The organism is Marinobacter sp. AC-23 (assembly GCF_001858325.1).
In the GTDB taxonomy this organism is placed as follows: Bacteria; Pseudomonadota; Gammaproteobacteria; order Pseudomonadales; family Oleiphilaceae; genus Marinobacter.
The window spans coordinates 143,806-164,450 of the sequence record NZ_MBPP01000067.1 but is presented as its reverse complement, the minus strand read 5'-3'; the positions used below and the strand labels follow the sequence as shown (position 1 = coordinate 164,450).

Here is a 20,645-nt window from a genome sequence, read left to right as displayed (position 1 = left end):
ACAACTCCCTTTCTTCAAGACGATTCAAATGCCGCAAGCGCTGCGCTTAGCGCTTGCGGATCTTCAAGCCCATGAACGGCCAACCCCCGATCAATACGCTTGGCTAATCCGGCGAGTACCTTGCCAGTACCGCACTCCAGAGCAACATTCACATCGCTCTTAACCAGAGTACGCACCGAATCCGCCCACAACACAGGCGAATATAGCTGTTTGAGTAGATTAGACTTCAGTGTAGCCGAATCTGACTCAGCTGCAGCGTTAACATTCTGTATAACCGGGATAAGTGCATCGCTAAAACGAACCTCATCCAATGCCTGGGCCAGCTCTTCAGCAGCGCCTCGCATCAACGCACAATGGGATGGGACACTGACCGGGAGCGGCATAGCTTTGCGCGCACCCTTTGCCTTACAAACTTCAATAGCACGATCAACAGCGGCAACCGACCCTGCAATAACTACCTGACCTGGTGCATTGAAATTCACGGCAGCCACCACATCGCCGTTGGCAGCCTCTTCACAGGCTGCGACAACGTCGGCGTCTTCCAAACCAAGAATAGCTGCCATTTTGCCTTCACCAGCAGGAACGGCTTCTTGCATCAATTCGCCGCGCAGGCGCACCAATTTGACGGCCTCTACAAAATCAAGGCTTTCAGCGGCCACTAATGCGCTGTACTCGCCCAAGCTGTGGCCTGCCAGGAAGTCGGGCTTCGATCCTCCAGATACAAACCACTGCCGCCAGAGCGCGATACTTGCGGTTAACATTGCCGGCTGGGTGACCGCCGTCCGATTAAGCTCTTCTACCGGGCCCTTCTGGCAAAGGTGCCAAAGGTCATAGCCAAGCACATTGGAAGCTTCCGCAAAGGTTTTGTTGATCATGGGCCAAGACTCGGCAGCAACGGAAAGCATGCCAACCGATTGGGAACCCTGTCCGGGAAATATAAAGGCTGATTTCATAAGCGGGATCTTATCGTCATTGGAGGTTTCAGGAGATTAGCCAATAGTACAAGCTCGACGGATTTTGCGCGAGTTAGCTGTAAAACCGGAACCTACTTTAGTCGCAGATGCTCAAAGCATAAGATCGTCAAGACGTTCGTTGATACGCTGAGGCACTTCCAGTTCAACCTCACGAACTGCCTGACGAATGGCAGAAAGCATGGCGCGCTCATTGGCATTGCCGTGGCTTTTTATAACCACACCCTGAAGACCAAGAAGACTGGCACCATTGTGACGGGAGGGGTCCATCAGACGAAGAAGTCGCCCGACAATAGGGCGAGCAAGAAAACCCACAAAACGACCATAAAAACTGCGAGTAAATGCCTGCTCCAGAAGCTCAATCAGCAACCCGGCCACGCCTTCGCCGGTTTTCAGCGCAATATTGCCCACAAAACCATCACACACCACCACATCTGCAACATCGCGGAACAGGTCACTGCCTTCGACGTATCCAATGTAGTTAATCGAATCGCACTGGGCGAGCATGTGGGAGGCTAAACGAACCTGCTCGTTGCCTTTTATCTCTTCTTCGCCCACATTCAACAAAGCAACCCTCGGCTCACCTTGACTACAGATTGCAGAGGCCATGAGCGAACCCATCAGAGCATACTGATAAAGATTCTCAGCACTGGAATCTACGTTGGCACCCAAATCCAGAACATGGCACCGGCCGCGGAGGGAGGGTATAAGCTTGGCAATTGCGGGACGCTCTATGCCCGGATACATCCGGATAATGGAGCGGCCAAATGCCATCAACGCGCCGGTGTTACCCGCACTCACGCACCCCTGAGCTTCGCCGTCACGAACCAGCGCCAGGGCGATGGCCATGGAGGAGTTTTTTTTGTGGCGCAGTGCATGAGAGGGGCGCTCATTCATGCGGACGACATCTGCAGCCTCCTCAATGCGGATTCGCGGATGCCCGTCACACAAAAAAGCCTCAAGCTCACTCCGGATTCCCACCAGAATGAAGCTCAAGGCTTTGTTTTCACGCACCGCTTCCAGAGCCGCGGCAGCTACTACTGCCGGGCCCCGATCGCCACTCATGGCGTCAATCGCTATGGTGACCGGCTTCATCGTTCGCCCACTCGATTTGAGTTGGTGCAGCTATGCAACGAAATTACTCGTCGCTAGCTTCGATTACCTGCTTACCACGATAGAATCCGTCCGGAGACACGTGGTGACGACGATGAACTTCACCAGTCGTTGAATCAGTGCTCAGAGCTGCAGGGCTCAAAGCATCGTGGGCACGGCGCATGCCACGCTTGGAACGGGTCTTGCGGTTCTTCTGTACAGCCATGGTTCTACTCCTGACCTGTTAACGTAAACTTTGCTTGAATATGGTTACGAGTAACGTGTGTTCGTTTGATTACGCCGGCTTCCATGAGGACGCCCACGCCCGAATTAATGCTTTGTACTTTTGAGTCCCGCCAGCACACTGAACGGGTTATCGCCTGGCTTCTTTTCCGGTTTTGCAGAAGACCCGTCTGGCTCGTAGGCTTTCAGATCTTCGTTAGCCGGGCACTCGTCCCGATCGTGAAGTGGGTACGGAGCCAAAACCAACAGCAACTCGTCCTCCGCCATCGACCAGAGATTCGCACTGAAATCATCAGTCAGAAACGGCTCAAGGTCTTTTGGCAACCCTTGTGCCTGCTCGTCGCTGGTCACCAGCCCCAGTATAAACTGAGAAACCAACACAGACCTCATGGACCCCATGCAACGTTGACACTCCAGGTCTACCGGAGCCTTCAACTCGCCAGAGACGATGCGACGGCGCTGGCCGTCCTTATAAAAGGACAGCTTTACGTGACAGACGGCTCCATCATCAAACCCCAAAACAGCCTCGCGGAAACGAGACAATGCACTGAGAGGAATTTCTCCCTCCAGCACACTGTTGTGCTCCGCCAACTTGTAGGGGTCGACTATTTTCGGTAATTCGGCACTAGACGCATTTGACATAGGCGCGCAATTCTAGGGGCGAAGCTTGCTGCTGTCAAAGACTTCGTCGGGTTTTGGCCGGGGGTTCCGGTTTCAGTAGGTGTATTCTACGATACCGGCACAAAAAATGGCGAGAATTCTCAAAGGATCAGAACTTATGCCCCAACAACACCTGCTACTGGCATCATCATCCCCATACCGCCGAGAGCTTCTAGCAAGGCTTGGGGTGCCCTTCTCCTGGGCCAGCCCAAACATAGATGAATCGCCTTTCCCGGGAGAAGCCCCGAATGATCTGGCCGTGCGCTTAGCGGAAGCCAAAGCCCGGGCCCTGGCAGCCACGCACCCCGGCCACTGGATTATTGGGTCGGATCAGGTAGCAGCTTTACCCGACGGCACCCTGCTGAGCAAACCCGGAACCTACTCAAAAGCCTACCAGCAACTTGAACGAAGCAGCGGCCAGAGCGTTAACTTCCTGACCGGGCTTGCCCTTCTGGAAACCAATTCCGGAAAACTGCAAACCTGCTGTGAGCATTTCTCTGTTCACTTCCGGAACCTGACTGCCCGGGAAATCGATGCATACCTCCACAAAGAGCAGCCCTACGACTGCGCTGGCAGTTTCAAAATGGAAGGCCTGGGCATAACCCTGTTCCGGGAACTGCAAGGCCGAGACCCCAACAGCCTCATTGGCCTGCCCTTAATTGCCCTTAACACCATGCTGACAACCTGGGGCAGAAACCCACTTCTAGAACCTTAGCATTGCCTGCAGCCACACTATTACCGCAGCTCGAGGCGCGACTCAACCAGTTGACTGGCTACGCCCTGACCAAAAGACAGACCGAGTTGGTCAACGAAGTCGAGCAGCGGGCCTTTACGCCGACTGTAATCAACCAAATCTTCCTGACCGATGATCTGCCTGGCAACATGAGAAGTACTACCAAGGCCGTCAATAAGCCCCAACTCCAGAGCCTGCTCTCCACTCCAGACCAGCCCACTAAACAGGCGCTCATCATCCGCCAGGCGATCACCACGCCCTTTCTTTACCGCCTCTATAAACTGACGATGGGTGTTTTCAAGCACACTTTGCCAAAACGCCACCTCTTGCTCCTGCTGGGGAGAGAACGGATCCAGGAAGGCCTTGTTATCTCCCGCCGTGTATAGACGGCGTTCGACGCCCAGCTTATCCATAACGCCGGTAAACCCAAACCCCCCAGCAACAACTCCGATCGACCCCACAAGGCTGGCACGATTTGCATAGATCTCATCCGCCGCAGCGGCAATATAGTAGGCACCGGAGGCGCCAATATCCGAGATCACCGCATACACTTTCTTTTCCGGGTACTCCTCTCTTAGCCGAGTGATTTCATCGTAGATATAACCAGACTGCACTGGGCTCCCGCCTGGGCTGTTAATGCGCAAAATCACCGCCACGGCGTTCTCTTCCTCAAACGCCGAGCGTATGGACCCGGCGATGTTATCCGCACTGGCAAGCTCATCAGCGGCGATTGGCCCATTTATCTCCACCAAGGCCGTGTGCTTGCCAGTCGCGGCCTCCAAACTGTCACCAAACGGCGACCAAACAATAACCAGCAAAGCAAACAGATAAACAAACGTGAGGAGCTTGAAGAAAATCCCCCAACGCCGACTGCGGCGCTGCTCGGACTGTAGAGACATCACCAATTTTTCTATCAACTTCCAGTCTCGGCCTGTCTCCGGCGGAACTTTCGGCTGATTGCGCCCTGAGCGAGGCTCAGCAGGCTTGTCACCCCACTCTGGAGTCTTATCGGAATCCCAGTCACTCATGTACTTATCCTGTTAAAAATGAAAACACCTAAACCTGCTTACAACCCAAGCACACTGCGAAGATCCGTTACAGAGTCAACGATGGCGTGGGGAGCATACCCTCCAAGCACATCTCGCTTGTGGACCCCCCACTCAACACCAATAGAGGGCATACCTATACGCTGGGCCATTTCCAGATCATAACGGGTATCGCCGATCATAACGGCCTCTGAAGGCTCAAGTCCGTAAAAAAGCAGGATCTCTTCAAGCATGCGCGGATCCGGCTTGGATCGAGTTTCGTCGGCACAACGAGTAATATCAAAATGCGCCCCAAGGCCACTGGAAACCAGCGCTGGCTCAAGGCCTTTACGACTTTTACCGGTTGCCACAGAGCACCCACGACCAGATCTCTGGAGATCCAGTACAACATCTGCCATGCCCTCAAAAAGATTCTGCGGTGTGGTCACTTTACGAAAGAAATAATTAGCGTAACCCTCTCGTATGGTCGTCATTTCCTCATGACTGATACCGGGATACAGCCTTCCCAAGGCCTCAACCATACCCAAACCAATAATGTCGCGGTAGGCATCCCTCTCAAGCGCCGGGTACCCAAGATCTGTAGCAGCCTGGTGCAGGCTGTCTGCAATATGGTCTACGGAATCCACCAGAGTTCCATCCCAGTCAAAAATAACAACTTTAACGTCCATTAATTTACTCCTGCTGCACGCACTTCAAGCCTGTTCAGCACGTGGCTAAATACATCGTCATAAGGGGCCTCAAACCTAACCGATTCCCCGGTAACTGGCAGGGCAAGCTCGAGAGCCCGAGCGTGCAGCATTAAGCGCTGACCGCCAACAGCTCGAAAGGCTTTGAGGCTCACATCATCCATATACTTGTCATCCCCAGCTATCGGGTGACCGGCAAAAACACTGTGCACGCGAATCTGATGGGTTCGGCCAGTAACCGGAGAAGCCTCTACCAAACTGTAGCCTTTATAACGCGCAAGACAGCGAAACATTGTGAGGGAGGGCTTGCCAGCCTCATCCACCCGAACCCTGCGCTCTCCGTTAGGCATTTCATAGCGCAGCAAAGGTTCATCCACGCGCCCAAGCTTGCCCGGCCAATCACCCGTCACCAACGCATGGTACTGTTTACGAATGCGCCTTTGCCGGAGCTCATCCTGCAAATAACGAAGTGAGGACCGCTTCTTGGCAATCATCACCAACCCGGATGTATCTCTGTCCAATCGGTGCACCAACTCAAGAAACCGAGCCTCTGGGCGCGCGGAACGCAACACTTCAATCAACCCAAAACTCAGACCGCTACCCCCGTGCACGGCAATGCCCGACGGCTTGTTCACAACCAGCATCTGGTCATTCTCAAACACAACGGCGGCCTCCACCACACCCTGAACACGGCTACCAGGGGCGGCTTGCGGCGCTTTTTCCTTACGGATAACGGGCGGAATGCGCACCAGATCACCTGTTACCAAGCGTGTATCTGGCTTCACCCTACCCTTATTAATCCGCACTTCGCCCTTGCGCACAATGCGATAAATGATGCTTCTGGCACACCTCGAAGCTGGGCCAGCAGAAAATTATCCAGCCTTTGCCCATGGTTATCTTCGTCAACCGTAACCCACACAACCTCTTGCTGCACTGCCCCCCGGCCTGAATCAGCCTGCTTGGCACCTACCCCACGTGCCGGATGAGGCGCCGGTTTTTTAACCCGTGCTTTAGCGGGCTTTCCGGTAGCAGTTTTGCGGGACATAAGGTTCCTTTAATTAGGTGGTATAACTGGCGATACGAGCAGGATTGAACGGTTTCCTGAATACTGTTATATTCCGGCGTGATCTGTCGTTTGTCTACGGCCTGACCAACTCTAGTCAGAAGCCGGAGCGGCAGAAGAGTATACCGACACTATTCAAGAGTTTGAACGCCGAGCGCCTAATCACTATTAGGCACGGCGTAAGAAATGCTTCCGGAGTGTCAGAGCAGACCCGTAAAAAGCAACGGCGAGCTGACACCGGGAAAACTATAACCGTGCGGAAAACCGCCGGGCGATATCGCGAAGAATCACTGCCACGCAAGGCCGGGCCGTCCAGCTTACGAATACGACGTGAGACCCAGGCACTTGTGTGAACTTGAAAACGGATTATATGCGCCAACAGACACGAACCCTACAAGACACCTCCTTGCCAGCAGGCAGGCGGGACGTCGGCGGTGGTCTCAGATCAACAGGATCATACCCCGGGAGGGAGTGATTCGTCTGTCCGCCGCTCAGCCTCTGATATAACAGGGCCAGCGGCACGCATACCCTGCTTCGCAGATGCGACGCCCTTCGGTTTTCTGTCAATATTAAACGACAGGAATACCCACTTTCCATGAAAAGAATGCTCATAAATGCAACTCACCCAGAAGAGTTGCGCGTCGCCCTGGTTGACGGCCAGCGCCTGTTTGACCTAGATATCGAATCCAGCTCCCGCGAGCAGAAAAAAGCTAACATCTACAAAGGGCGTATTACCCGGGTAGAGCCAAGCTTGGAAGCTGCATTTGTTGATTTTGGCGCGGATCGCCACGGGTTTCTTCCTCTAAAGGAAATCTCCAGAGACTACTTCAAAAAGTCACCAGGCCAGATCGAAGGCAAGGTTGCCATCAAGGAAGTTGTTTCCGAAGGTCAGGAAGTTATTGTTCAAGTAGACAAGGAAGAGCGTGGCAACAAAGGCGCAGCCTTAACAACGTTTGTTTCCCTTGCTGGCCGCTATCTTGTCTTGATGCCCAACAACCCCCGCGCTGGTGGTATCTCACGCCGCATAGAAGGCGAAGAGCGGGCACAATTGAAAGAAGCCATGAACAGCGTACTGGTGCCCAAGTCCATGGGCATTATTGTGCGCACTGCCGGCATTGGCCGCACCTCTGAAGAGCTTCAGTGGGATCTCGACTACCTGGTGCAATTTTGGGAAGCCATTACCCAGGCCGCAGGCGAACGCAAAGCCCCCTTCCTTATTCACCAGGAAAGCAACGTCATTATTCGCGCTGTTCGCGACTACCTGCGGCAGGATATTGGTGAAGTACTGATCGATTCGGAGAGCGTTTACGAGGACGTACTTAACTTCGTTCGTGCCGTAATGCCAACCTTTGAAAACAAGATCAAGCTGTACAAGGACGAAATCCCCCTGTTCAGCCGTTACCAGATTGAAGGCCAGATCGAGACAGCATTTCAGCGTGAAGTAAAGCTCCCCTCTGGCGGCTCCATTGTTATAGACCCTACCGAGGCGCTGGTGTCCATCGACATCAACTCATCCCGCGCCACAAAGGGACAAGATATTGAAGAAACCGCCTTCCAGACCAATCTGGAAGCGGCTGAAGAAATTGCGCGCCAACTTCGCTTGCGAGACATGGGCGGCCTGATTGTGATCGATTTCATCGACATGACACCGGCCAGGCATCAGCGCGAAGTAGAGCAAAAGATGCGCGAAGCGCTCGAAATCGACCGGGCACGGGTTCAGGTAGGCAAGATCTCACGATTTGGCCTGCTGGAAATGTCTCGCCAACGCCTACGTCCATCCCTGGGCGAAACCCGCAGCGAAGTCTGCCCACGCTGTGAAGGCCAAGGAACCATTCGTGGTATCGAATCCTTGGCGCTGAGCATCATGCGCTTAATCTACGAAGAGTCATCGAAGGAAAAGACCGGCGAAGTTCGGGCGATTGTGCCGGTATCTGTAGCCACGTTCCTGCTCAACGAAAAACGTAAGCAGCTGGCCGATATTGAAGCTCGCCAGGAAGTCAGTGTTGTGGTTGTACCCGTTCCCCATATGGAAACACCACACTTCGAAATCCTGCGCATGCGCGATGACGAAACCACGCCCGAGCACGTATCAAGCCACCAGGTAGCGCAGGAATACAGTGAGCGCGAAGAGGAAGTGCTTGAAGTGCCGACGGCAGAAAAGCCGGTTCGCGAGCAGGCGGCTGTAAAAGCCGTGCGCACAAGTGCACCAACGCCAAGCCCTAAAGCCGCAGAAACTCAGCAAACGGAAGAGCAGGACGACAGCTTACTCCGCCGGATTGGACGCAAGATTTCTTGTTTCTTCAGCGGCGAGGAAGATCAGCCAACGGAAACTCACGACAAATCAAAGGCAACGGCCAACCGCGAAGATCAGCGGAACCAGGCACGCCAAGATCGCCGAAAATCCCGCGTGGCACGGGATGACCAAAACACCGGTAACACGAACAACCGCGGCGGTAGCGAGCGCCGTCAAAGCAATAACCAGCAGAACCGAAACGACGACAGCCGTTCACGGGGCCGCAATCGCAACGATGATCAAAACCGGCCCAACCAGAACCGCCAGTCAGCGGCCAAAACCTCTGCCAGTGAAGGTTCTGAGAACAAGGCTGCAGACAGCCGCGGCGATAGTCGCCGGGAAAATCGCAAAGATGGTCAGGGTCGTGGCCAAGGCCGTAACCGGCCACAGCGCGAAACCAAGAACAACGGCGATCAAAAGGACACGGTCCAGCAGGATGCCCCTCAAAAGGCAACCACTGACAAGCCTGGCACCGACGACAGTCGTCGCAAGCCGCGCCGCCCTCGCAGCCGGGATGGTTCATCGTCTGAGGCTCCAGCCTCTACGCCGGCCGCTCGCAAGAGTGCCCGCAACGAGAAGCACCAAAAGGACACCCAGCCGGAAGCTGGTAACGGCAACACTGACGTAAAAGCAACGGCTGCAGCAACCAAGAATGTAGACCAAGCTGCGCCGAAAGCACCGACAACTCAGCAAGGCGAACAGAAACAACCGGAGCAGAAAACAACCTCCGAAACCAAGGCTGCCCCAAAACCGGACACAGCTCCTGCTGCCACCTCGGCAGTGACAGAGCCTTCCGAAGCGGCGGATAAAAAGCCTCAGCTCCGAAGGAAAAGGAACCTGCAGCATCGGTAGAAAAGCAGCATCAGCTCCGGAAAAGAAAGACGCCTCCGCCGATAAGCAGCAAGAGCCATCCGCGGAGAAATTGCCAACAGCTGAAAAGACGCTTCTGCAGATAAACTGCCAGAAACGGGTAAGCAACCCTCAGCCGACAAAGCGAGGATACTTCAGAGGCAAAGCCGCAAGAGCGTAAAGCTCCCCAGGTCAAAAATCCGATGCCCAGGCCAAGGATGAGACAACTACCAAAGTAGAAGCGCCAGCAGCCCAGCCAGCACCTGAAGCGCCGGTAGAGACCGAGAAGAAGCCCTCAGCCACACAGGATGAGAAACCAGCTGCTACCCCAGAGGCAACGTCTGCGGAAGACGAGAGTAAGGCCGCCCCTGTGAAAAAGCAGAGAGCGACGCCTGCCAGAAGCAGAAGCAAAGCCCCGGCGGCGGAAAAGCCTGCAGAAGAAGCGCCGGCCCCAAAGCCCGAAGCTGAACAGGATAACCCAGCGCCCAAAGCTGCAGATGCACCGACCAGTGCGCCAAGCGTTCCGGTAACACCCGGGCGTGCCTACAACGACCCCCGCGAAGTGCGCAAACGTCAGCGGGCGGCCGAAGCAGCTAAAAAGTCTGAGGATAATTAAAGCATGCTATCCAACTCCGACATCGAAGCGCTGGAAGACATACTGTTCGCCGAACCTTGGGGTGACGAAGCCCTGGACTTTTTTGGCTTCCATGGCGTTGTCTGCGCCAGCGTTGTCGGGCCGGCCACACTGAGTGTGGAAGCCATCTTCAACCTGGTAACAGGTACTGAGGATACACCCGGCGGTGGCATTCCGGACATCTTCCGCCAGTGCGTTACGCGCCTGGCGGGAGGCATGACTCAGGCCCTTGATATGGGCCAGGACCTGGAGCTACCCGAGCCGGAAGACGGCGATCCGATGAACGCGCTGGAAAACTGGTGCGCGGGCTTTGTAGACACGTTCATGGAGCATGAAGATGAGTGGCTGGATGCTGCAAGCGAGGAAGACACCGCTGACTTAATGGTGCCCATGTTGACGCTCTCGGGCCTGTTCGACGACGAAGACTTTCAAAACGTTCGCAACAGTGAAAAGCTGTCGAGCCAGATGGCTGACGCTATCCCAGACTCCCTGACAGATCTGTACCTGCTGTTCCACGCACCGGCCTAAGCCGGTGCACTAACACTAGGTACTTGCTTGAAATGATGCCAGACCGGCTCCAGCCCGTCTGGCATTTTTGCAATCCGGCCAAGCTCACACCAAGGTGCGCCGGGAAAGTGAAAATCACTCCCCTGGGAAGCGAGCAGCTTCTCCCGCATACATAGCTCGGTCAGAAACCCCAGATCTCCACTGGACTGCCCGGATGTAGATACCTCAATGGCACGACCGCCGGCCCTGCGAAAATCCGCAGTGAGCTCCCGAAGCTTTGTTGCCGTAAGCTGATATTTTCTGGGGTGGGCCAACACGGCCAGCCCGCCCGCAGAATTGATCCACTGAACCACCTCTTCAAGCTCCGGCCAAAAGGCCTTTACATCGCCCACCTTCCCGGCACCCAGATAACGTTTGAATGCCTGGGCTGCATTCTTCACGGTACCCTCCTCAATCATCACTCGTGCAAAGTGCGGCCGTCCGGGTACATCGCCCCCAGCCTCAGTGGTCGCACGCTCAAGCAAGTCTGGAATGGCAAGCTTACTTAAACGATCAGTGATCATAGCTGCCCTTGCCCAGCGGTTTCGGTTCTGTTGCTCCAGCGCAGCACGAAAATCACCGTCGTTGATATCAAAGTCCAAACCAACAATATGTATGGTGCGGCTTCGCCACAAACAAGAAAGCTCAATACCCGGAATCAACACGACACCGTTAGCCTTTGCAGCGATTTGCGCTTCCGCCAGGCCGTTCACGGTGTCGTGATCTGTAAGGGCGAGGTGCGTGACCTTTTTGTCTGCCGCACGATTCAAAAGCTCCGTGGGCGTAAGCGCCCCGTCAGACGTGGTGCTATGACAGTGCAGATCAATGCACAAAACAGGCTCTTGCGGTATAGTCACAAAAATTCCCAACTGGAGTGAATGGCGGCGTGAACAGCGATACGAGCCAAGGCCCGCTACACTGAACCCAAGACACAGTGTACCAGCCAATGAACTCCATGCATTATTTTACAAAGCACACCACGACACCGGAGCCCCTATGTATTACGCCATTATCAGTGAAGATGTCGATAACAGTCTGTCTTTGCGCCAAACAGCAAAGGCTGCTCACATTGAACGTTTGCAAACCTTGAAGGCAGAAGGCCGGCTTCTGCTGGCAGGCCCCCATCCGATTATCGATACGCCCGACCCGGGCGATGCCGGCTTTTCTGGCAGCCTTGTGGTGGCAGAGTTCGACTCCCTGGTCGAGGCTCAAGCTTGGGCAGACAACGACCCCTATGTGGATGCGGGCGTTTATCGTAAAGTGGTCGTTAAACCGTTTAAAGTCGTTCTACCCTGAAACAACCAATAGACTTCCATGAGCTTATTGTAATGACAGAGCGCTTGAACGACTGCATATCTGTGACAAAATTGCGGTTTTGATAACAACGTGTTTTTAATCGAATCTTTTGGGAACCTTGCCAGTGACGCTTTTTCGCCTTGCCATCAGTGCGCTTTTTATATTGTCCTCTATCGCAGCGGCTCAGGCGAAAACCGTCTGGGTTGATGATCAACTCTACCTTCCTGTCCGCTCAGGTGCAGGCTCCCAGTATCGAATCATCGAGAATGCTGTTCCCAGCGGAACAGCCATGGAAGTGATCGAAACCTCAGACTCCGGTTATACCCGTGTACGCACGCCAAAGGGCAACGACGGATGGGTTTCAAGCCAGTACCTCAGTGACACACCTATTGCGGCAGACAGGCTAAAAACTGTAAGCAGACAGCTTGAACAAGCGAAAACCGAGCTGTCTTCACTCAAAGATCAGCTTAATGATGTCTCCAGCGAGCGAGACACCCTCAGCAATGCAGAATCATCACTCTCAACCCGCTCCGAGGAGCTGCAGCAAGAACTCAGGCGCATCAAGAACATTGCTTCAAACTCAATTAATCTGGAGCGACGAAATGGTGAACTACTGGAAGAGAACCAGAAGCTGCGCAATGACCTGGAAGTGCTAACAGCTGAAAACGAACGACTGGAAGCCGGCAAGGAATCTGATTTCATGCTGGTAGGAGCTGGTCTCGTACTTGGCGGAGTCTTTCTTGCACTGATTATTCCGATGCTCAAACCCACAAGAAAAACCGATAACTGGGCGTAAACCTTATGAAGGACTATTCGGAAAAACGCGATTTTCATCGCATGCAGGTTGAATCGGAAATCGAGATCACTGACAGCAAAGGCGACACCTTCGCAGGTACTTGCAGGGATCTCAGTGCCACGGGCATGCAGCTGTTTGTAAGCAAGCCTGTAGCCGTTGGGGAGGAACTGACCACGATACTACATCCAAGTAGTGATCAGTTCCCTCCGCTGGAGACTATCTGTGAGGTCATCCGGTGTGAACCGGAGGGCGACGGCTTTCTGCTGGGAGCCAATATCAGCGAAGTCACCCGCTAGCCTTCTGCCCTGGCTTTAAACCAAGGGCTTTTCTGACACAACAATTCCGTTGTTGTCGGCATATACGTAGTGGCCTGGCTGGAAGGTTACGCCGTGAAACGTCACGGGTACATCCAGATCACCCAGGCCGCGCTTCTCACTTTTCCGGGGATACGTAGCTAAAGCCTGTACCCAAGATCTGTCTTGCCAATCTCGTCAACATCCCGCACACAACCATAAATAATTAGTCCGGCCCAGCCGTTACTGGCAGCCTTCTCCGCCAGCATATCGCCAAGCAGTGCGTGACGCATTGAACCGCCACCGTCTACAACCATGACTCGACCTTGCCGGGCAAGCCCACCTGCTCTTTAACAACAGAATTGTCTTCAAAGCACTTTACGGTAACGATTTCGCCACCGAAGGCCTTAATTCCGCCATAGTTATTAAAGCCGGGTGCAACGACGCTCACTTCTGGAAATTCGTCACACAGGTCTGGGGTAATAATTGTTGCCACGTTACCTTTCTCCTTTACGCGCAGGATTGGTTTCAGTCGATTTTCTCATCCGCCAGGAAGATCCAGGTATCCAGCACCGAATCCGGGTTCAGGGATACCGAATCAATTCCCTGATCCATCAACCATTTTGCAAGATCCGGGTGATCAGACGGGCCCTGACCGCAGATACCTATGTACTTACCGGCCTTTCTACACGCCTGAATGGCGTTGGAGAGAAGCGCCTTAACAGCGTCGTTACGCTCATCAAACAGATGCGCGATAATGCCCGAATCACGATCCAGGCCGAGCGTCAGCTGAGTTAAATCGTTGGAGCCAATTGAGAAGCCATCGAAATGCTCAAGGAACTGGTCTGCAAGTATGGCGTTGGCTGGCAGCTCGCACATCATGATCAAGCGCAGGCCATTTTCACCACGCTTCAGGCCATTCTCCGCCAGCAGACTAACCACCTGCTCCGCCTCGCCCACGGTACGCACGAACGGAACCATAACTTCTACGTTGGTGAAGCCCATTTCATTGCGTACTCGTTTGAGCGCACGGCACTCCAGCTCAAAGCAGTCGCGAAACGTTTCCGAGATATAGCGCGAGGCGCCACGGAAACCAAGCATTGGGTTTTCTTCGTCTGGCTCATACAAAGTGCCGCCAATCAGGTTGGCGTACTCATTGGACTTAAAGTCGGACAAACGCACAATCACCTTCTTGGGTGAGAACGCTGCTGCCAGGGTAGAAATCCCCTCTACCAGTTTGTCGACATAGAAGTCCACTGGAGAGCTATAACCGGAAATGCGCTTTTCCACGGTCTGCTTGATATCTCCGGGCAGGCCGTCAAAGTTGAGAAGCGCCTTCGGGTGTACACCGATCATACGGTTAATAATGAACTCAAGGCGAGCCAGGCCCACCCCTTCGTTGGGCAGCGACTGAAAATCAAAGGCTCGATCCGGGTTACCCACGTTCATCATGATCTTGAACGGAATAGCAGGCATGGAATCTACGGTATTTTCACGCAGCTCAAAGTCCAAGGCGCCTTCATAAATCAGGCCGGTGTCACCTTCAGCACAGGATACAGTCACCTCTTGGCCGTCTCTCAACTGTTCAGTGGCATCGCCACAACCTACAACAGCGGGAATACCTAATTCGCGGGCAATGATAGCTGCGTGGCAGGTACGACCACCGCGATCCGTAATAATCGCAGAAGCGCGCTTCATGACCGGTTCCCAATCCGGGTCTGTCATGTCGGTAACCAGCACATCGCCGGCCTGCACGCGATCCATTTCCTTTATGCTGGTAATGATCTTGACCGGACCTGCACCAATCTTGTGGCCAATGCTGCGCCCTTCCACCAGCACTGTGCCGGTTTCATTCAGCAGATAGCGCTCCATCACATTGGCAGACGCCCGGCTTTTAACCGTTTCCGGGCGCGCCTGAACGATATAAATTTTGCCGTCATCGCCGTCTTTGGCCCACTCGATGTCCATGGGGCGCTGATAGTGCTTCTCAATGATCATGGCCTGCCTGGCCAACTCTTCGACTTCGGCATCTGTAATACAGAACCGGCCGCGCTCTTCCGGGTTCACTTTAACGGTTTCCACCAGCTGCCCGCTGGCTGGATCGGGGTGATAGATCATTTTGATGGCTTTGCTGCCGAGGTTGCGGCGCAACACGGCTGGCCTACCTGCATCAAGAGTAGGCTTGTGGACGTAAAACTCGTCCGGGTTAACTGCGCCCTGAACCACTGTTTCACCAAGGCCATAAGAGCCGGTAATAAACACAACGTCCCGGAAGCCTGATTCCGTATCCAGCGTAAACATAACACCACTGGAGGCTGTTTCACTGCGCACCATTTTCTGGATGCCGGCTGACAAGGCCACAAGCTTGTGATCAAAACCATGATGAACACGATAGGAAATAGCACGATCGTTAAACAGTGAGGCGAACACTTCCTTTACAGATGTGCGGACCTGTTCAAGGCCAACCACGTTCAGAAAGGTTTCTTGCTGCCCGGCAAAGGAGGCATCGGGCAAGTCTTCCGCCGTAGCAGACGAACGCACGGCAACGGCCATCTTGTCGTTGCCATTCAATATCGCGTTATAGGCTTCTTTGAGCGCGCTTTCCAATGCATCTGGAAAGGGCGTGTCAATAACCCATTGGCGGATCTTCGCACCAACACGTGCCAGTTCGTTCACGTCGTTAATATCGAGCTTATCGAGGACGTTGTCGATCTTGTCTTTCAGGCCATCTTTGGCCAGAAACTCACGGTATGCATGCGAGGTTGTGGCGAAACCTCCGGGAACAGTCACACCGGCATTGGCGAGATTACTGATCATTTCACCGAGGGAAGCGTTTTTGCCACCTACCCGGTCAACATCGGTCATTCCTAGGTGATCAAACCAGATTATGTAATCTTCCAAAGCGTGTCTCCCTCGAATCTGTATAACAAAGAATAAAACCGGGCCAGCGGTATCAAGCGTAAAAAGCGGATAACAACCACTGCGGAGTCTCTAACTTGGCGTGTATGATACTGTAACCTTCGGATTTTACCTAGGGAGCCGGAACAACACCATGAAACGTACAGCCTTCTTTATTTCCGATGGCACCGGCCTGACCGCCGAGGCTCTCGGCCATAGCCTATTGGCCCAATTCGAAAAAATTGAATTTGAGCGCATAACCGTACCCTATATCGACGACGTTGAAAAAGCCCGGGACATGGTTAAACGCATAAACACAGCCACAGAAATCGATGGCGCCCGACCGCTGATCTTCGACACCATTGTAGACAGCGCTATCCGTGACATTATCTCAGATGCGCAAGGTTTTATGGTGGACATATTCGGGACTTTCCTGAGCCCACTGGAAACCGAGTTGCAGTCGTCCTCATCCTACTCCGTTGGCAAATCCCACGCGATCAACAACGAAGGCGTCTATGAGCGCCGTATTCACGCTGTGAACTTCGCACTGGACAACGATGATGGAGCCCGCACACGGCATTATGATGAGGCGGATCTGATTCTTGTAGGCGCATCGCGCAGCGGCAAAACCCCCACCTGTTTGTATCTCGCGCTGCAGTATGGTGTCAAAGCCGCCAACTACCCAATTACTGAAGAGGATCTGTCAGACCAACAGTTGCCCAAGGCACTGCGACCCCACAAGGAAAAGATCTTCGGCCTGACGATTGAACCTGAGAGACTGGCCACCATTCGCAATGAGCGGCGCCCTAATTCTCGTTACTCGTCCATCAAGCAGTGCATGCTCGAAATTGAAGAAATTGAACTGATTTACCGAAGGGAGCGCATTCCGTTTCTGAACACCACATCCTATTCTGTGGAAGAAATCTCGACGCGCATCATGGTGACCACGGGCTTGAAGCGGAATCGCTAAAGGCTCATTGCAGAAGTAAGTAGGCAGACCGCGACCGGCCTGCCTACTGTTTACTTACAGTTCCTGAATGCTCAAGCCAAGCCCTTCAACCAAACTGCGGTTTTCAGGGCCTGTTACCACGGCCGTGCTTGCCTTTTCCGGCACCAGCCAAGTGGTTGCAACCCGCTTGAGATCCTCAAGGGTTACCGATAATACTCGCTCTCTAAAGCGTGCCCGCTGCTCTGGGCTGCGCCCGAACAGTTTATTGTGGAAGGCATGGCGTGCAGCACCCGCTGGGGAACGCGGACGATCCAACTGCCCAATCACCCCAAGAATAGACTCTTCCAGTTCCTGATATTCATGGTCAGTTTCCTGAAGCCATAGCAACGCGTTGTCGAAGTCCTCAAGGGTTTCCGCCAACCGTGGGTCGCGATAGGAGAAAAAGCGGAAGTTACCATTCACGCTATCTTGAGCCGCGCCGCCACCGTATGCGCCCCCTTTTTCACGAATGGCTCTGTGCAGATAGCCGTTACGCAGGAAGCCGCCCAGCACGGTTAGCGCAGCCGCATCCGGATGATCAATTGGCACCGTACTGTATGCGCGAGCGCAGAAGTTAACCTGGGTAGAGGTTAGCCAGGCTTCGCGAGTCTCAAAGCTAACGGGCTCCATGCTCCAGCGCGACGATTCAACGCCTTCTTCATCCTGCCAGCAGGATTTAAGGTCGTCGATCAGAGCCGGAAGGTGCTCTTCCTCGCCAATGACCAGGAACTCCCGCGCCTGCTTGCGAATTCGGCTGTGCAGCTTGGCAAGGCTCTGGCAAAACGCATCAAGCGCAGCCGGATCCTTCAAGGACTGATCCAATTCTTTGGTGCCCCGAATACCTGCCAGGCCTCCAAGACGGAACGCCAACCAGGAGCCAGTACTTAGGCCTTGTGCTGCGGCACCCATGGCCAGCGCGTGACCACTGCCTGTGACCGCCTGTTCACGACGAGCACGAATCTGGGCAATGATTTCCCGAATGCGATCTGTCTCATCAAAGCGGGCGCTGGTATATACGTCCCGAAGCAGCTTAGTCAGTGCCATTCGATTGCGAGCCAACGCCTTACCGCTGAAAATCATATAACCCGACAGAGCCTGAACGTCATCAATACGGCCTTTGGCGGTGAAGGAGGCACCAATACCTCCAGATTCGGCTGAAATTCTATCCTGCATCTGCAGGTAGTCCAGATCGCCACAACCAACTTCCGAAATCAGGGCACTGTAATACGGCAGCAACAGCAACTCTTCTTCGGTCAGATCCGGCAGAGGAAGTACCACCTGCTCGTAAATCAGGCCGTTGGTGCCCCGCGCAAAAACAGTTGCAGAAATTTCACCATCAAACCGACCCTCGGGTTCCGGCATTTGCAGCGGCACATCGGTGAGATCCACTTTCGGCAAAATGGAGTCGTCATCCTTGCGCATCTGGCGCTCTTCCAGCGCTTGCGCGCGCTCAACGATCTGGGTGACTTCTTCGCTGGAAAGCTCTGCCTTGCGCTTGGCGAGAGCTTCACGGATCGCTTGCTGGCGACGTGCATCCAGCTGGTCATCCGGGCGCAGCGTGAGCGTTACCCTATGCGGGTTATTCAGCAGCTTGTTGCGAATAAGCCCGGGAATGTACTGGGGATCACGAATTTTTTCCCGCAAGGTTGCAAGCACAGGCTCCAAATCAAGCAACTCAACGGGATCGCCCCCGTGAACCATGGGCGAAATCGCGCTCATAATTAGCTGCAGACCATAGGGGAAGCTGTCCCCGGCAATTTCACGCTGGTGCAATTCCAGCTGATGAAGAATGGCTTCCAAGCGCTCCTCGCTGACGCCATCATCAACAACTTTCTGAAGCGTGCTTTCGAGTAGGCCTTCCAGATCTTTTTGCTTCTCGGGCTCACTGCCTTCAATGCCACAGACAAACGTCATTTCCCGGTTGGAATCTTCCAGCCCGCACATAGGAGAAGGCGCAAGACCAATATCCGTTGTTTCCAGCGCTCGCATCAGTGGGGAGCGCTGTTTTCCAGCAATACAGCAGACAACAACTGCCCTTCCAGGTTTTCCTGCAGATCAAAGCTGTGACCCAGCAACCAGCCCACAACAATGTGAGTTTTGTTATCCGTGTCTTCACCTTCACTTACGCCGTAGCCCTGTTCCACACGAACCGGTGCGTACATGCGCTTCTCATCGCGCACTGGCAATTCGATATCCAGTTTGTCGAAACGCTTGAGCGCAAGCTCTTCAAACCGTTCGTGGTGCTCATGGGCCGGAATGTTGCCATAGGTGGCAAAAATCGCATTGCTCGGGTGGTAATGATGCCGATAAAAACGGATCAGGTCGTCGTAACTCAAATCAACGATATGATCCGGTTCCCCGCCGCTGTTGTAATGGTAAGTAGTGGTCGGGAACAGGTGGCTACTCAGGTTCTGCCAAAGTTGTGAGGTGGGCGCGCTCATGGCACCTTTCATCTCGTTATACACAACACCCCGGTACACTAGGTCTGTGCTTGGGTCATCTGGCTTCTCAAATTCCAGCCGGTGACCTTCCTGGGCGAAGTCCAGGGGATCCAACTTGGAGAAAAACACCGAGTCCATATAAACCGACAAAAGATTGTCAAAATCTTTGCGGTTCATGCTCGCGAACGGATAAGCCGTCCAATCGCTGCTGGTGAACGCGTTCATAAACGTATTGAGCGAGCGGCGAATCATCATGAAAAACGGATCGCGAACCGGGTAGCGTTCACTGCCGCACAGCGCCGTGTGCTCAAGCACATGAGCAACGCCGGTCGAATCCATCGGAAAGGTTCTCAGCGCCACAAAAAATACGTTTTCGTCGTTATCCGCCGCAAGATGGAGGTGGCGGGCACCGGTTTTTTTGTGGCGATACTCTTCAACATCAAGATTGAGCGTATCTATCCGGTGACTGCGAAGCTTCTCAAAAGCCGGATGGGTTGCGTTATCGATCACTGCAGCCATTCAAACTATCCTGTCGTTAAACAATTGGAGAATGACAGGGTAACACGTAGTATCAATTATCATGTACGCGTCCCACAGAGATAAGGCAGCACCCAGACCCATGAACACACCCTCAGGCCTCAAAACCGCCGCGCAGGCTCCCGAAGTGGCCGCCTATTGGGCAGAACGTCGACAATATCTTGAGCGCATCCAAAAATCTCCGGAGGTCAGACAGCGCTTCTGGCGCGAGGTTTTCATCTATCTGGCACGCCGCCTGCTCTGGTCGTTTGGCTTCTTCCCCGTCTTTATGGTTTTCTGGGTACCTTCGTGCTCGCAAGCTTCAACCCGGTTGTTATGGCGTCGGATTTAATCCCTCTGCTGCAAGATTTCGTGAGCGCCAACCCCGAAGTTCAGGCTACAACACTCAGCACTCTGGCTATTGCGTGGGCCTCTGTTGGCTTTTTCTTTCTGATCTTTGATTTTGTTCTCACCCCGTTCCGGTCGCCCTACGAATACGAGGCCGATGTTTACATGCGGGCATGGGAGCAACTCAACCATGATCAACTTCCGGCCAAAGTGTGATTTAGCCAGCATTCTCGTCAAGTTCAGACACTTTCTG

17 protein-coding genes and 3 pseudogenes are annotated in these 20,645 nt (G+C 53.9%); 9 read left to right on the top strand and 11 right to left on the bottom strand.

The features are described from left to right. Window positions 1-14 precede the first annotated feature (14 nt). From fabD to BCA33_RS17485, 4 genes are all read right to left on the bottom strand, one after another. Window positions 15-953: an ACP S-malonyltransferase gene (fabD, locus tag BCA33_RS17500; protein WP_071267859.1), complete on the bottom strand. Its 939-nt coding sequence runs from the start codon at window positions 951-953 to the stop codon at window positions 15-17. A gap of 111 nt (window positions 954-1,064) precedes the next feature. Continuing rightward, window positions 1,065-2,066 carry a phosphate acyltransferase PlsX gene (plsX, locus tag BCA33_RS17495; RefSeq protein WP_071267857.1) on the bottom strand — a complete coding sequence of 334 codons (1,002 nt, stop codon included), beginning with the start codon at window positions 2,064-2,066 and terminating at the stop codon, window positions 1,065-1,067. Window positions 2,067-2,109: 43 nt separating this feature from the next. After that, complete coding sequence (gene rpmF, locus BCA33_RS17490; RefSeq protein ID WP_071267855.1) at window positions 2,110-2,289, bottom strand: 50S ribosomal protein L32; 180 nt, start codon at window positions 2,287-2,289, stop codon at window positions 2,110-2,112. 104 nt (window positions 2,290-2,393) lie between these two features. After that, a complete protein-coding gene (locus BCA33_RS17485) occupies window positions 2,394-2,948 on the bottom strand; it encodes a YceD family protein (RefSeq protein ID WP_071267853.1) in 555 nt (184 codons plus the stop codon). 136 nt (window positions 2,949-3,084) lie between these two features. On the opposite strand from BCA33_RS17485, the gene BCA33_RS17480 reads away from it, so the two are divergent. Then, the gene (locus BCA33_RS17480; RefSeq protein ID WP_071267851.1) at window positions 3,085-3,681 is read left to right on the top strand and encodes a nucleoside triphosphate pyrophosphatase; all 597 of its coding nucleotides are present in this window, start codon (window positions 3,085-3,087) and stop codon (window positions 3,679-3,681) included. A 20-nt stretch (window positions 3,682-3,701) separates the two neighbouring features. On the opposite strand, the gene BCA33_RS17475 is transcribed toward BCA33_RS17480, so the two are convergent. The 3 genes and pseudogenes from BCA33_RS17475 to rluC all read right to left on the bottom strand — a co-directional run bounded on the left by BCA33_RS17475 (window position 3,702) and on the right by rluC (window position 6,476). After that, window positions 3,702-4,727 (bottom strand): S49 family peptidase, encoded by a 1,026-nt coding sequence (locus BCA33_RS17475; protein WP_071267849.1) that lies wholly within the window; start codon window positions 4,725-4,727, stop codon window positions 3,702-3,704. A 38-nt stretch (window positions 4,728-4,765) separates the two neighbouring features. Then, a complete protein-coding gene (locus BCA33_RS17470) occupies window positions 4,766-5,413 on the bottom strand; it encodes an HAD family hydrolase (protein WP_071267847.1) in 648 nt (215 codons plus the stop codon). After that, window positions 5,413-6,476, bottom strand: a pseudogene (gene rluC / locus BCA33_RS17465) (23S rRNA pseudouridine(955/2504/2580) synthase RluC). Before rluC ends, BCA33_RS17470 begins: the two are co-directional and overlap by 1 nt. Before the next feature lie 613 nt (window positions 6,477-7,089). Between rluC and rne the strand changes: the two are divergent. From rne to BCA33_RS17455, 3 genes are all read left to right on the top strand, one after another. Next, window positions 7,090-9,639, top strand: a complete 2,550-nt coding sequence (rne, locus tag BCA33_RS17460; RefSeq protein ID WP_139173047.1) for a ribonuclease E — start codon at window positions 7,090-7,092, stop codon at window positions 9,637-9,639. Window positions 9,640-10,006: 367 nt separating this feature from the next. Next, complete coding sequence (locus BCA33_RS20325; RefSeq protein ID WP_139173046.1) at window positions 10,007-10,252, top strand: hypothetical protein; 246 nt, start codon at window positions 10,007-10,009, stop codon at window positions 10,250-10,252. Window positions 10,253-10,255: 3 nt separating this feature from the next. Continuing rightward, window positions 10,256-10,798: a YecA family protein gene (locus BCA33_RS17455; protein ID WP_071267845.1), complete on the top strand. Its 543-nt coding sequence runs from the start codon at window positions 10,256-10,258 to the stop codon at window positions 10,796-10,798. Here the strand turns inward: BCA33_RS17455 and BCA33_RS17450 are convergent. After that, the gene (locus BCA33_RS17450) at window positions 10,795-11,673 is read right to left on the bottom strand and encodes a PHP domain-containing protein (protein WP_071267895.1); all 879 of its coding nucleotides are present in this window, start codon (window positions 11,671-11,673) and stop codon (window positions 10,795-10,797) included. The two genes, BCA33_RS17455 and BCA33_RS17450, sit on opposite strands and share 4 nt — an antisense overlap. A gap of 139 nt (window positions 11,674-11,812) precedes the next feature. On the opposite strand from BCA33_RS17450, the gene BCA33_RS17445 reads away from it, so the two are divergent. The 3 genes from BCA33_RS17445 to BCA33_RS17435 all read left to right on the top strand — a co-directional run bounded on the left by BCA33_RS17445 (window position 11,813) and on the right by BCA33_RS17435 (window position 13,204). After that, window positions 11,813-12,112, top strand: coding sequence for a YciI family protein (locus BCA33_RS17445; RefSeq protein ID WP_071267843.1), 300 nt, complete (start codon window positions 11,813-11,815; stop codon window positions 12,110-12,112). Between the two features lie 124 nt (window positions 12,113-12,236). Then, on the top strand, window positions 12,237-12,908 hold the full coding sequence (locus BCA33_RS17440; protein WP_071267841.1) for a TIGR04211 family SH3 domain-containing protein: 672 nt from the start codon (window positions 12,237-12,239) through the stop codon (window positions 12,906-12,908). 5 nt (window positions 12,909-12,913) lie between these two features. Continuing rightward, window positions 12,914-13,204 carry a PilZ domain-containing protein gene (locus tag BCA33_RS17435; protein WP_071267839.1) on the top strand — a complete coding sequence of 97 codons (291 nt, stop codon included), beginning with the start codon at window positions 12,914-12,916 and terminating at the stop codon, window positions 13,202-13,204. Between the two features lie 15 nt (window positions 13,205-13,219). On the opposite strand, the pseudogene rraA reads toward BCA33_RS17435, so the two are convergent. Both rraA and ppsA read right to left on the bottom strand, forming a co-directional pair. After that, window positions 13,220-13,697 (bottom strand): annotated as a pseudogene (gene rraA, locus BCA33_RS17430) (ribonuclease E activity regulator RraA). Between the two features lie 32 nt (window positions 13,698-13,729). After that, window positions 13,730-16,102, bottom strand: a complete 2,373-nt coding sequence (ppsA, locus tag BCA33_RS17425; RefSeq protein ID WP_071267837.1) for a phosphoenolpyruvate synthase — start codon at window positions 16,100-16,102, stop codon at window positions 13,730-13,732. A 151-nt stretch (window positions 16,103-16,253) separates the two neighbouring features. On the opposite strand from ppsA, the gene BCA33_RS17420 reads away from it, so the two are divergent. Continuing rightward, the gene (locus tag BCA33_RS17420; RefSeq protein WP_071267835.1) at window positions 16,254-17,069 is read left to right on the top strand and encodes a pyruvate, water dikinase regulatory protein; all 816 of its coding nucleotides are present in this window, start codon (window positions 16,254-16,256) and stop codon (window positions 17,067-17,069) included. Between the two features lie 54 nt (window positions 17,070-17,123). On the opposite strand, the pseudogene BCA33_RS17415 reads toward BCA33_RS17420, so the two are convergent. Beyond that, window positions 17,124-20,047: pseudogene (locus BCA33_RS17415) on the bottom strand (insulinase family protein). A gap of 306 nt (window positions 20,048-20,353) precedes the next feature. Between BCA33_RS17415 and BCA33_RS22285 the strand changes: the two are divergent. After that, a complete protein-coding gene (locus BCA33_RS22285) occupies window positions 20,354-20,608 on the top strand; it encodes a hypothetical protein (protein WP_254774554.1) in 255 nt (84 codons plus the stop codon). The last annotated feature ends 37 nt before the right edge of the window (window positions 20,609-20,645 follow it).